Source organism: Bacillus sp. FSL K6-3200, from assembly GCF_038630485.1.
Lineage (GTDB): Bacteria > Bacillota > Bacilli > Bacillales > Bacillaceae > Bacillus > Bacillus safensis.
Genome location: NZ_CP152032.1, coordinates 1,658,448 through 1,671,341 on the forward strand (window position 1 = coordinate 1,658,448; position 12,894 = coordinate 1,671,341).

The 12,894-nt window shown below is 42.2% G+C and carries 13 protein-coding genes; 12 read left to right on the forward strand and 1 reads right to left on the reverse strand.

Translation table 11 applies throughout. The annotated features are described in order from the left end of the window. Positions 1–176: 176 nt before the first annotated feature. The 6 genes from MHI60_RS08365 (at position 177) to MHI60_RS08390 (ending at position 5,903) form a co-directional block, all read left to right on the forward strand. Positions 177–1,166, forward strand: a complete 990-nt coding sequence (locus MHI60_RS08365; protein WP_024427527.1) for an asparaginase — start codon at positions 177–179, stop codon at positions 1,164–1,166. A gap of 28 nt (positions 1,167–1,194) precedes the next feature. Continuing rightward, complete coding sequence (gene aspA / locus MHI60_RS08370; RefSeq protein WP_024423908.1) at positions 1,195–2,616, forward strand: aspartate ammonia-lyase; 1,422 nt, start codon at positions 1,195–1,197, stop codon at positions 2,614–2,616. A gap of 143 nt (positions 2,617–2,759) precedes the next feature. After that, positions 2,760–4,166 carry a Na+/H+ antiporter NhaC gene (gene nhaC / locus MHI60_RS08375; RefSeq protein ID WP_095410074.1) on the forward strand — a complete coding sequence of 469 codons (1,407 nt, stop codon included), beginning with the start codon at positions 2,760–2,762 and terminating at the stop codon, positions 4,164–4,166. A 296-nt stretch (positions 4,167–4,462) separates the two neighbouring features. After that, positions 4,463–4,888 (forward strand): DUF5082 family protein, encoded by a 426-nt coding sequence (locus MHI60_RS08380; RefSeq protein WP_144484038.1) that lies wholly within the window; start codon positions 4,463–4,465, stop codon positions 4,886–4,888. A 37-nt stretch (positions 4,889–4,925) separates the two neighbouring features. Next, complete coding sequence (locus tag MHI60_RS08385; protein ID WP_024423905.1) at positions 4,926–5,189, forward strand: YwqI/YxiC family protein; 264 nt, start codon at positions 4,926–4,928, stop codon at positions 5,187–5,189. Positions 5,190–5,477: 288 nt separating this feature from the next. Then, positions 5,478–5,903 (forward strand): DUF5082 family protein, encoded by a 426-nt coding sequence (locus MHI60_RS08390; RefSeq protein ID WP_095409911.1) that lies wholly within the window; start codon positions 5,478–5,480, stop codon positions 5,901–5,903. Between the two features lie 48 nt (positions 5,904–5,951). Here MHI60_RS08390 and MHI60_RS08395 read toward each other — a convergent pair whose 3' ends face one another. Beyond that, positions 5,952–6,155 carry a hypothetical protein gene (locus tag MHI60_RS08395; RefSeq protein WP_095409910.1) on the reverse strand — a complete coding sequence of 68 codons (204 nt, stop codon included), beginning with the start codon at positions 6,153–6,155 and terminating at the stop codon, positions 5,952–5,954. A gap of 137 nt (positions 6,156–6,292) precedes the next feature. Between MHI60_RS08395 and MHI60_RS08400 the strand changes: the two genes are divergently transcribed. From MHI60_RS08400 to MHI60_RS08425, 6 genes are all read left to right on the forward strand, one after another. Then, positions 6,293–8,251: a BglG family transcription antiterminator gene (locus MHI60_RS08400; protein WP_095409909.1), complete on the forward strand. Its 1,959-nt coding sequence runs from the start codon at positions 6,293–6,295 to the stop codon at positions 8,249–8,251. A gap of 89 nt (positions 8,252–8,340) precedes the next feature. Continuing rightward, on the forward strand, positions 8,341–9,651 hold the full coding sequence (locus MHI60_RS08405) for a PTS transporter subunit EIIC (protein WP_095409908.1): 1,311 nt from the start codon (positions 8,341–8,343) through the stop codon (positions 9,649–9,651). A gap of 31 nt (positions 9,652–9,682) precedes the next feature. Beyond that, complete coding sequence (locus tag MHI60_RS08410) at positions 9,683–11,116, forward strand: glycoside hydrolase family 1 protein (RefSeq protein WP_144484035.1); 1,434 nt, start codon at positions 9,683–9,685, stop codon at positions 11,114–11,116. Between the two features lie 12 nt (positions 11,117–11,128). Continuing rightward, the gene (locus tag MHI60_RS08415; protein ID WP_024423899.1) at positions 11,129–11,452 is read left to right on the forward strand and encodes a PTS sugar transporter subunit IIB; all 324 of its coding nucleotides are present in this window, start codon (positions 11,129–11,131) and stop codon (positions 11,450–11,452) included. Positions 11,453–11,471: 19 nt separating this feature from the next. After that, the gene (locus tag MHI60_RS08420; RefSeq protein ID WP_095409906.1) at positions 11,472–11,801 is read left to right on the forward strand and encodes a PTS lactose/cellobiose transporter subunit IIA; all 330 of its coding nucleotides are present in this window, start codon (positions 11,472–11,474) and stop codon (positions 11,799–11,801) included. Positions 11,802–11,866: 65 nt separating this feature from the next. Beyond that, entirely contained in the window at positions 11,867–12,715 is an 849-nt protein-coding gene (locus MHI60_RS08425; protein ID WP_095409905.1) for a polysaccharide deacetylase family protein, read from the forward strand. Positions 12,716–12,894: the final 179 nt, after the last annotated feature.

A 12,894-nucleotide genomic window follows, 5' to 3' on the forward strand; every position in this document is an offset into this window, starting at 1 on the left:
GTATATCATATTTTGACATAGAATGTACGCGTTATGCGTAACAATTTCTTGATTAATTCGCGTTATGTGACTATAATGGCAATGAAGGTACGCGTAAAGCGTATATTATAGAATAGCACAAGCTAGCTTATAATATGTGTGACAAACGAAGTAATTTTACGAAAGAGGTGGACCTGTTGAAGAAATTATTGCTTTTAACGACTGGTGGGACGATTGCATCTGTAGAGAGTGAAAATGGTTTAGCTCCAGGTGTTAAAGCTGAGGATCTTTTGAGCTATTTAAACGAAATTAATGCAGAATATACAATGGACACAAAGTCCCTAATGAGTATAGATAGTACAAATATGCAGCCTGAATACTGGGTTGATATCGCAACGGCCATTTATGAGAATTATGATCAGTATGACGGGTTTGTCGTTACACACGGAACCGATACAATGGCCTATACATCAGCAGCGCTGTCTTATATGCTGCAAAATCCTGATAAGCCGATCGTGATTACAGGTTCACAAATTCCGATTACTTTTAAGAAAACAGATGCGAAGAAAAACATCACAGATGCAATTCGCTTTGCATGTGACGGTGTTGGCGGCGTGTATGTCGTGTTTGATGGCAGGGTCATCCAAGGAACACGTGCGATCAAACTAAGAACGAAAAGCTACGATGCATTTGAAAGCATTAACTACCCATATATTGCATCAATTGAAAACCATCAAATTGAATACAATAGCAAAGTAAAAAGAACACCAATGAAACCGCTTAAATTAGATGCATCCTTGAACACAGATGTGTGTCTGTTAAAATTGCACCCAGGCCTGAAGCCTGAGTTTTTAGATGCAGTCAAAAGCATGTACAAAGGTGTCGTCATTGAAAGCTATGGCAGCGGCGGAATTCCTTTCGAAGGAAGAAACCTTTTAGAAAAGATCAACGAATTGCTGGAAGAAGGCATTTCTGTGGTCATCACCACTCAGTGTCTTGAAGAAGGAGAAGACATGAGTGTGTATGAGGTAGGACGCAAGATCAATCAAGAATTGGTGGCACGTTCAAGAAATATGAATACAGAAGCTATCGTGCCGAAACTGATGTGGGCACTAGGCAAAACAACAGATCCAAGAGAAGTCAAAAAGATTATGGAAACGCCAATCGCAGAAGATTTAGTGATTTAATTATTCTATAGAAAGCAGGTCATAAGAGATGGTTCAAGCAACTTATCGCTATGAGAAGGATTTTCTTGGTGAAAAAGAAATTCCAGCAGACGTGTATTATGGGGTTCAAACCCTTCGTGCAAAAGAGAATTTCCCGATTACAGGATATCGGATGCACGAGGAACTAATTAGAGCCTTTGCCATCGTGAAAAAAGCAGCAGCTCAAGCCAATATGGAAGTTGGACGTTTATATGAGGGAATTGGAAATGCTATCGTTCAAGCGTCTGATGAAGTCATTGAAGGCAAACTGCACGAGTACTTTATTGTCGATCCAATTCAAGGCGGCGCAGGAACGTCTATGAATATGAACGCAAATGAAGTGATTGGAAACAGAGCGCTAGAAATCATGGGACATCAAAAGGGTGAATACATCCATTTAAGCCCAAACACACATGTGAACATGTCGCAATCAACGAATGATTCATTCCCAACGGCGATCCATATTGCTGTGCTCAAGCAGTTAGACATTCTGCTTGAAACGATGCAAGTCATGCAGGACGTCTTTCAAAAGAAAGCGAAAGAATTCGATCATGTGATCAAAATGGGACGTACGCACCTTCAGGATGCTGTTCCAATCCGTTTGGGACAGGAATTTGAAGCTTACAGCCGTGTGCTGAGCCGTGATATTAAACGAATCAACCAATCAAAGCAGCATTTATATGAAGTCAATATGGGTGCAACAGCTGTTGGGACAGGCTTAAACGCAGATCCTCGTTATATTGAGATCGTGGTGAAGAAGCTCGCTGATATATCTGGTCTTCCTCTTGTAGGCGCAGAGCATCTCGTGGATGCAACGCAAAATACAGATGCTTACACAGAAGTATCTGCCGCTTTAAAAGTATGCATGATGAACATGTCTAAGATTGCCAATGACCTTCGTTTAATGGCATCTGGTCCGCGCGCAGGTCTTGCTGAAATCGCATTGCCAGCCCGCCAGCCTGGATCATCCATTATGCCTGGGAAAGTCAATCCAGTTATGGCAGAGCTCATTAACCAAATCGCATTCCAAGTCATTGGGAACGATCATACGATCTGTCTGGCTTCTGAAGCAGGCCAGCTTGAGTTAAATGTGATGGAGCCTGTTTTAGTCTTTAATTTGCTTCAGTCTATTAGTATAATGAATAACGGATTCCGCTCATTCACAGACCATTGCTTAGCGGACATTGAAGCAAATGAAATACGTTTGAAAGAATATGTAGAAAAAAGTGCAGGCGTGATCACTGCTGTGAACCCTCACTTAGGCTATGAAGCAGCCGCTAGAATTGCAAGAGAAGCCATTTTAACAGGTCAATCGATCAGAGATCTTTGCTTGCAGTACGATGTTTTAACGGAAGAAGAACTTGATATTATCTTAAATCCATTTGAGATGACAAAGCCTGGTATTGCGGGTGCGGAGCTCCTAGAGCGATAATAATATCAAAAATTTTATTTTATTAATATGTGGAATTGCCTGTGAAAAAGAGAAAAACAGGCAATTCACTTTCTTTCGAATTGACACACTTTTTTCACAATATTTTGAAAACGCTTAACGCACGCACAAAGGGAGGAAACACAATGAAAACACCACGTCTACCATCTATTTTAGAAGTCGTAGCAGTACTTGGCTTGTTTTTAGCAATTGTTTTATCATTTACTCTTTACTTCAAATTAGATATTCAGCTAGCATTGTTTATTTCATGGTTTATGGTTATTGCTTTAGGTATTCGATTGGGGCATTCTTATAAGGATCTTCAAAATGCAATCACAAAAGGGATATCGAATGGTTTAGAAGCTGTTTTAATTTTAATTGCAGTAGGTGCACTTGTAGGAACATGGATTGCCGGTGGAGTTGTACCAACGTTAATTTACTACGGTTTAGAGTTTATTCATCCTAATATTTTCTTATTAGCTACACTTGTCATCTGTGCAATCATGTCCGTTGCAACAGGAACTTCTTGGGGTACGGTTGGAACGGCTGGGATTGCGATGATCGCAATTGGTGAAGGCCTAGGTATTCCACTTCCGATCGTTGCAGGGGCCGTTCTATCTGGTGCGTATTTCGGAGATAAATTATCCCCATTATCAGATAGTACAGTGCTCGCTTCTTCTCTTTCAAAAGTGGACGTGCTGGCGCATGTTCGAGCAATGATGGTTTTATCCATACCAGCCTTTGTGATTACAGCGATTATGTTTACGGTTACAGGCTTTATGTATGGCGGACGTAACATTGATCAAGGTAAAGTAGAATTTTTGAAAAATGCTCTTCATGATACATTCACCATCAACATTTGGATGATCATTCCAGCAGTAGTGGTTGTATTACTGCTCGTATTTAAGAAACCTTCATTGCCTGTTATTGCTACTGGTGCTCTTTTAGGGTCGATATGGGCCATGGCTTTCCAAGGAATGAATCCAGCAGATGCGATTGGATCAGCATACAATGGCTTCTCTATTAATTCAGATGTAGATTTCTTAAATACGCTGTTAAATCGTGGCGGTATTGTAAATATGCTTGGATCTTTAGTGGTGATTATTCTTGGACTGGGTTTTGGTGGAGTGCTTGAATATCTAGGTGTTTTAAAAGTTATTGTCGCTACTTTCGAGAAGAAATTATATAATGCAGGAAATGTCACCCTATCTACACTGGTTGTTGCGTTCTTCGCAAACATTTTTGGCTGTGCAATGTACGTTTCATTAATTCTTACACCGAAAATTATGGAAAAAAGCTACGATAAATTAAAAATAGACAGACGCGTTCTATCTAGAAACGCTGAGGTTGGTGGAACAATGACCTCAGGGATGGTTCCATGGTCAGATAACGGTATTTACATGGCAGGAATTCTTGGCGTATCGACATTCTCTTATTTACCATTTATGTGGTTGAGCTTTGTTGCCATTGGTCTTGCGATCATTTACGGATATACGGGTAAATTCATTTGGTACGTGAAAGGTCAACAAGAAAGAGAAGAATCGGCCTCATAAGCGTTTGCAAAAGCCGCTCCTTTACGGGGGCGGCTTTGTTTGTCCTAGGACCGAAAGACTATATGTGACAAATAGCAAATGGATAGGAACTTTGACTTCCTATAAAAGAGGTCAAAAGAGGTAGTGTGAAGCAGAATGAAAGCATATTTATCCCATAAAAAGGGTACAAATCCCTATTCAAACATGAGTCTTTGAACCTTATAATAACAATATTGGAAAAAGTGCTATTTCACCTTACGCTCGTTTAGAGGGACTCTAAGCAGCGTTTTTATTTTTTGACAGGAGGAGGAACCCATATGAGCTTATCGGATATGCTGTCTGCCCTTAACGGTGGCATTTCAAATAAAAAAGCAGAAATTGAAGAGAAAATCGCTCGACTCAAAAAGGCGAAAAGCAAGGTTGAACGTGAACAAGATGCGGCAGAAGCAGATTTAAAGCAAATCAAGCAGCCAAAGCTTGGGGCCTCTTGGAAAGGTGAGCGAAGCCAGGATTTCAAAACAGACCGAAATGAAGCACATGATGCGCTGCAAACGATCGTGAATGATCAATACCCACGCTACGTGAGCCGTATCGAATTCAAAATCAGTACATTAGAAGCAGAACAAGCTGCGTTATCCTTTGCTAGTTCCTTAGCTGGAGACGCCGCACGTCTTGCTGAAAAAGGAGAAGACGCAGTAGAGGACGCAAAACGCTTGATCTCAAAAGCATGGAGCAGCTTGTAAGAGAGCTTCATGCTGAACAAATCTGGAGGATATCACAATGGGACAAATTAAGTTAAACTACCAAACAGTCATGGATAAACTAGATGAAGTCTCCCAAGCAGTCGAAGCTTTAGCGATGAAAAAAGCAGCAGATAAAGCGGGTGAAAACAGCCTTGAATTTGTAACCAAGTGGACGGCACGTGAAGCAGAAGTGAGTGAAATGGTCTCAAGCTTTAAAGAAGCCTTAATTAAAAATGTTCAGGATACACGTTCTAACGTGAAAACATTAAAAGAACAAGACGAAGCGATTGCTGCAAAATAATCAGCACAATCGCTTTTATTTATGGGTACCATGAACACAATGTAAATTATAGTCTTAAAGACTCATATAAAATGCGGGGTGTAAGACCTTGTATTATTCCGTTTTTCTTCCAAACGCGTCACTAAAAGGACACCTTTTCCCTATTTAAGCCTGAGGCTTTTCGCCTTATACTATACTTAATGAAAGCAGAACGATAGAAATGTCAGGATTGGAAAAATCAAGTGAATCGATGGTTTCCAAAGGCGCTCACGCCGTGCTTTCGTATGAGGTCAGATAGAGGTGGATGACATGAGTTTATCCGAGATGCTGCACCATCTGCATATGGGAATTGAGAACAAACGTGCAGAATTTGACGAAATGATCTCTCGGTTAAAGACAGCCAAAAGCAATATTCGAACAGAACAAGATCTTGCCCAGTCAGATATCAAAGAGATCAAGAAGCCTGCTCTAGATTCGTCATGGAAAGGTGAGAGAGGAACCGACTTTCATCATCATCGGAAAGACGCTTACAGTGTGATGCACGACATCGTCAACAATGAATATGAAAAATATATTACAGAGATTGACCAAAAAATTATGCACTTTGAATTGAAAAAAATGGAACTGGCCGTTGCCAGTAATTTTGCAGGAAGAGCTCAGGACGTGATGGAAAAGGGCGAGGATTTTGCAAAGGATGTTAAACATTTGATTGAACGGGGCTGGAAAGCTCTTTAAAACCATAAATGAAACAGCCGTCTCATAAAAGGGCGGCTGTTTTTTTGTTTAGTCACATCCACCACCGCCGCTATCACCTGAATCACTCCCGCAGGAGGCATCAGAAGCGTGATGGGTATACGAATCAGTATAAGTATTTGTCGTTGAACTATGATGTGCAGAACGCTTAGCAGATGCACGTTTATCATTTGATGCGAACAAGCTGGCAATGATGGCTCCTAAAAAAGCTAATATGATAATGACAACAAACATAAAAGCATCCCTCCTCTAGTTTCATATTCATACGAATGAGCTATATCAAGGTTCCCGATTTGAAAGAAAAACTGGGCAAAGAGTTCTATTTTCGTTTATGATGATAGGCAAAAGTAAATGCCAAGGGAGGAGAGCCCATGCTATCTCTACGTCAGGAGGAGCTTCTGAAACGATTGATGCAAGCGGAGCAGGAACTGACAAGTGAAGAAATTGCCCGTGTGATCGGAGTCACATCACGAACCATCCGAACAGATATGAAAGCGCTTAAAATGATCTTAGAAGAACATGGTGCCGCACTGCATATTAAACGCGGGGCAGGGTATACATTGAGCGTTGAAGATTATGGAGCATTTCGTACATTTTTGAAAACGTCACTGAGAGAAAGGAATGAGAAAAAGGAACCGTCCATTCCCAATCAGCCTGAGGACCGTGTGGCTTATCTATTAAAAAGGCTGCTTTTGTCAGAAGACTATATCAAATTAGAGGGATTGGCAGAGGAATTATTTGTGAGTGAATCTACAGTGAAAAATGATTTGAAAGCTGTCAGGCACTTGTTTTCATTGCATGGACTTTCTATATCGCACCGGCCTAAATATGGCCTGCGTCTGACAGGCGATGAAATGAAATTAAGATATTGTATGGCAGAGCATGTGTTTCAGCAGGAGCACGCGAACTCTGCACTGTTACCTGAAGAAACATATCAATTGATTCAGGACATCGTGCGCTCACGTACAAAAGCCACCGGACTTCATCTATCAGAAATCGGTTTAAGTAATTTAGTGACCCACATTGCCATTGCATGCAAACGAATTGAAGAAAAAAAGCTGGTTCAGATGCCAGAAGCGGAATTGAAAGAAATTCAAGTGCAGCCAGTTTTCCAGTTAGCTCAACAAATGGCAGAAGATATTCGCCGCGTATTAGCGATTGATTTTCCGTTATCTGAAATGGCGTACATCGCGATTCACTTAATGGGGGCAAAGATGATGGCATATGGAGAGGCTGGTCACACGCTATTTCATCTGCTGGAAGAAGATCATTTTCGTTTCACTCACCAATTGCTTGCTTATGTAGAGGAGCACATGGCACTTGATATTCAGTTTGATAAGGAGCTGATCATTGGATTAAGTCTTCATTTACGTTCCGCCATTCATCGTTTTAAATACGATATGAACATTCGAAATCCTTATTTACCAGACATTAAAAGGCATTATCCCATTGCGTTTGAGGCGGGTGTCTATATGGGGAGATGGCTGAAAGAAAAAGAGGGTGTTGAGATCCCTGAGGATGAGATTGGGTATTTAGCGCTCCATATTGGGGCTGCAATCGAGCGGACAAAATCACAGCATGTAAAAAAGACATGCCTTATTGTGTGTGCGACGGGTGTCGCCAGCAGTCAGCTTCTTCTTCATAAGCTCACAGCGGCTTTTAGCGGAAGGTTGGAGATCGCTGGAACTGCAAGTGTCGGGGAACTTCCTTCGTATGATTTGAGATGCATTGATTTTATTATTAGTACCATTCCGCTTCAGAATACATTGCCGGTGCCAGTAATTGATGTACATACGATTCTAACTGACGATGATATTGTGAGGCTGAAACGATTTGTGCAGAATTCACAGGATACAGGGGTTTTGCGGTATGTGACCCCGGCTCTGACATTTTTTCAGCAAGATTTCCAATCAAGGGAAGAGGTTCTTCAATTTTTCGTGAACGTGCTAAAGGAGCAGCAGCGAATCCCAGACGAGTTTGAACAATTATTGCTAGAAAGAGAGCAAGTGTCACCCACATCTTTTGGTCATTTGGTTGCGATTCCTCATCCAATTAAACCGGCAACAGATGACACGTTTTGTGCGATCTGTACGTTGAAAAAGCCGGTGCTGTGGGGAGAAGATCGAGTACAAGTCGTATGCTTGTTAAGTATTCAGAAGACGTATCAAAAAGAATTACAGTCGCTTTATCAATTTCTTGTGCGGCTGACAGAACGGAAGGAAGTGGTGGAGCAACTCATCAAAGCTGCTTCATTTGAAGAACTGACAGCTGCGCTTCAAGTATTGGAGCAGCCAAATGAAAAAACGCGGCACCCATTTCCGCATCTGTGAGGAAAAAGATTAGATGTTAATGAAAGCGCTTTTAAAATAACATCAAAAAGGAGGATGATCACGAGTTTTTGCAAAGGGGGAGACGGATCATGAGCTTCAAGGAGAAAGCGGCAGATGTCATGGGGCATGTGGCTTATCGCATCACTAACCAGAAATATATTATGGCGATTAAACAGGCATTTGTCACACTGATGCCGATCATCATTACAGGAGCTTTTGCTGTGCTGGTCGCGAATATGATCATGAGCCCAGAAACAGGGCTTGCTCATTTTGAGATATTCAGGTTTTTAGCAGAGCTTCAGCCTATTATGAAGGCAATCAATTATGCCACGCTGAACTTTTTAACCATTGGGGCTGTGTTCCTCATTGGGATTGAGCTTGGGAAAATCAACGGGCACAAATCTCTGTTCCCAGGGTTGATGGCATTGATTTCATTTATATCTGTTATTCCAACGACACTTCTTCTTGAAGTCGATGGATCGATGCGTGAGGTTGTAGACGTGCTGGCAAGACAATTTTCCGATCCAAAAAGCTTATTTTTAGGGATGATCATTGCGATCGTATCTGTGGAGATTTTTTGTAAGCTGACCAAGGTGAAATGGCTTCAAATCAAGATGCCGGATTCGGTTCCGTCGAATGTGGCGACATCTTTTTCATCACTTTTCCCATCGATCATTACAATTACGATCATTAGTTCATTCGGCTTTGCATTTCATCGTTTGACAGGCATTTATTTGCATGAAGCAGTGTATAACGTGGTGCAGCGCCCGTTAGAAAGTGTTGTACAGGGGCTGCCTGGGATTTTAACGTTAATGTTTGTGGCGCAATTTTTCTGGGTGATCGGCATTCATGGCAACCAGATGATTAAGCCGATCCGGGAGCCGCTCTTATTAGGATCGATTGCAGTGAATATGACAGCATTTCAAGAAGGGAAAGAAATCCCGAATATCATCACGATGCCGTTTTGGGATGTGTATATGAGCATCGGTGGTTCAGGTGTGACCATTGGTCTTTTGATTGCGATTTTTATTGCTGGGAGAAGGGAAGAGATGCGAAGCATTGCCAAGCTCTCATCTGGACCCGGACTGTTCAACATCAATGAACCCGTTATTTTTGGATTACCCGTGATGCTAAATCCTGTGATGGCGATCCCATTTATCGTCACGCCGCTTGTGACAGGTACGATTGGGTATATTGCGACGGCCACAGGATTCGCTGGAAAAGCGGTCGTGATGGTGCCGTGGACGACACCACCGCTTGTGAATGCATGGCTGTCCACCGCTGGCAGTATGGGAGCTGTCATCACACAGCTTATCTGTATTGTGGTGGCTATTTTCATCTATTTACCCTTTGTTCTCTTGTCTAACCGCAAGCCAGAAGCGGCACCAGATTCAGAATAAACATTCAGACGCAGGAAAGGGAGGCGGCGACATGAAAAAAATCGAGATTCCAAGTGATTTTATCCTAGGTGCTGCGGCTTCTGCTTGGCAGACCGAGGGATGGAAGGGAAAGCGGGCGCATCAGGACTCGTACATCGACTTATGGTATAAGGAAGGATATCACGTGTGGCACGAAGGCTATGGACCGGCTGGTGCGACAAACTTTTACGAGCGCTATCCTGAAGATGTAGACTTAATGAAAGAGATTGGGCTGACACATTACAGGACATCAATCAATTGGTCGAGATTTCTCATAGACTACGAGAATGGGATAGTGGATGAGGCCTATGCTCGTTACATTGATGATCTGATCAATGAATTAATCGCAGCAGGTGTAGAACCAATGTTTTGCTTAGAGCACTATGAGCTTCCTGCCGTTTTGCTTGAGAAGTACGGCGGCTGGTCATCAAAGCATGTCGTCGAGCTGTTTGTTCTCTATGCGGAAAAGGTGTTTGAGCGCTACGGGGACCGGGTCAAGCATTGGTTTAGTTTTAATGAACCGATTGTTGTCCAGACACGTGTTTATCTAGATGCCATCCGATATCCGTTTGAGCAAAATACGAAGAAATGGATGCAGTGGAACTATCATAAAGCACTGGCAACAGCAAAAGTAGTGAAACTGTTTCAGGAGATGGGTTTGAAGGAATCGGCAGGAGCCAAAATCGGCGTGATTCTCAATCCAGAAGTGACGTATGCAAGATCGTCTGCCCCTCATGACCAAGAAGCCGCACGTATGTATGATTTGTTTTTTAATCGAGTGTTCTTAGATCCTTCCATCAAAGGGGAGTATCCAGAGGAACTGATCGATGTGTTGAAAAAGCATGATATTCTTTTCGATTCCACAGAGGAAGAGCTTCAGATCATCAAGAATCATACGGTGGATGTCGTTGGGCTTAACTTGTACTATCCGCATCGTGTCAAGGCACCGAGTAAGGCTTGGAACGAAGGAACACCTTTTCATCCTTCCTATTATTACGATATGTTTGAGCTTCCAGGGAGAAAAATGAATCCTTTCAGAGGCTGGGAAATCTACCCGAAGATTGTCTATGATATGGGGATGAGGATAAAAGAAGAATACGGAAATATTGAGTGGTTTGTGGCCGAAAATGGCATGGGTGTCGAAAAGGAAGAACGGTTTAAAACAGAAGACGGTATCATTGATGATCAGTATCGCATTTCATTTATCAGCCAGCATTTGAAGCGGGCACTTCAAGCGAAAGCAGAAGGATCGAATTGCACAGGCTATATGCTTTGGGCATTTACAGACAATGTCTCGCCGATGAATGCCTTTAAAAACCGCTACGGATTAGTCGAAATCCAGCTGGAGAATGAACGAAATCGTCAGTTGAAAGCGTCTGCGTATTGGTATCAGACATTAATCAAAACAAGGGAACTGCAGGTTGAAACAGAAGTCATTTATCAATAGGAGTGATGGGATATGAAACGAATCATTCTCGCTTGTGCAGCAGGAATGTCGACGTCCATTGTGGTGTCGAAAATGAAGGCTGCTGCAGAAGCTAAAGGACTGGATTACTATATTTATGCTATACCTGAAGGAGCCATTGCGGATGAACTAGAAGAGCATGGAGAGGATGTACAGGCGATTTTACTTGGACCGCAAGTAAGTTTTATGAAAAAAGCAGCAGAAAAAACGGCGGCACCCTATCAAATACCTGTCGATGTCGTCAATGTGAGATTATACGGAACAGCAAACGGAGAAAAAATTCTAGAGCATGCACTGAAACTAGCAAATGAATCTTGAATAATTGGAGGAGAAGCAGATGACGGTATTAGAGGAAATGCAGGGAGCAGCCTTTCAAATCATTGCCCATGCAGGCGAGGCAAGAAGTCATTATGTAGAAGCGATTCGTCTAGCAAGAGCTGATGATTTTGAAAAAGCGCAGCAGTTGATCGAAAAAGGGGAGGAAGCGTTTCGAAGCATCCACACCCTGCATCTGTCGCTGATTCAAAAAGAAGCGGCAGGTGAACAGCTTCCGTTTTCTTTACTGCTGATACACGCAGAAGATCAAATGCTCACAACAGAGACCATTCATCTGCTCGCCATCGAAATGATCGAAATGTGTAAAAAAATGAATACCCTGTCAAAATAGATGTCAATGAATAACCAATTTCTGTTATAATCATTCAGTAGATAAAGAGAAAGCAGGATTGGTGAATGAAGAAAACATGTATGCTGATGACAGTTGGTCTTATGGTGCTGCTCATTTCGGGCTGTATGGGAATGAAGGAGCAGCTGGAAGGAAGCCAGCAAGTCGTCAAAGAGGAAAAGGGTCCATTACAAACAAAAGACATTCAGCAGAAAAAAGAAACAGCAGGGATAGAGACACAAAATTGGATGAAGGAAAAGGAGCCGGTCGAGCTTCCGATTTTGATGTATCACAGTATCTCAAGCGGCAACTCGTTACGTGTGCCAAAGAACGAATTTGCATCTCATATGAAATGGCTGAAGGACAACGACTATGTCACACTGTCGCCAGAAGAGGCGTACCGCGTTTTCACAACAAATTCGAAGCCAAGTAAGAAGAGTGTCCTCATTACATTTGATGATGGATATACGGATAACTATACAAAGGCATTTCCTGTTTTGAAGCAGTATGAAATGAAAGCAACGATTTTCATGATTGAGCAATCCATTGGCCGTCCTAATCACTTAACGGATGAGCAAATGGATGAGATGATGGCACATGGGATATCGATTGAGAGTCATACAATTCATCATTTAGAGCTCAATCGATTATCAAAGCAGCAGCAGGAAGAGGAATTAAAAGGATCAAAGACATTCTTCGATCAGCGATTTTCTCAGCGGACGAGAATGGTCAGCTATCCTGTCGGGCGCTATAATGAAGAGACGTTGAAGCTGGCGAAGGAAGCCGGATACCAAATGGCTGTCACCACTGAACCAGGACATGCGAAGAAGGAACAAGGCATGATGTCCTTGCACCGCGTCCGCATTTCACCGGGACTTTCACCAGAAAGCTTTGGCAGGCTGGTCGAAGGGAAGTAACGATCAATGTTTCACATGGAACATTTTACGACAAGTTTCACCAAAATGAATCACCGCACATACACCTTGGCATGATATGTCTTAGTTTCAAATGTCATTTCAAGAGACACTTAAATGAACAGAACTTTCATTATCAGGGGAGTTCTGTTTTTTAAAATTGTCATTCAAACCCTACATCG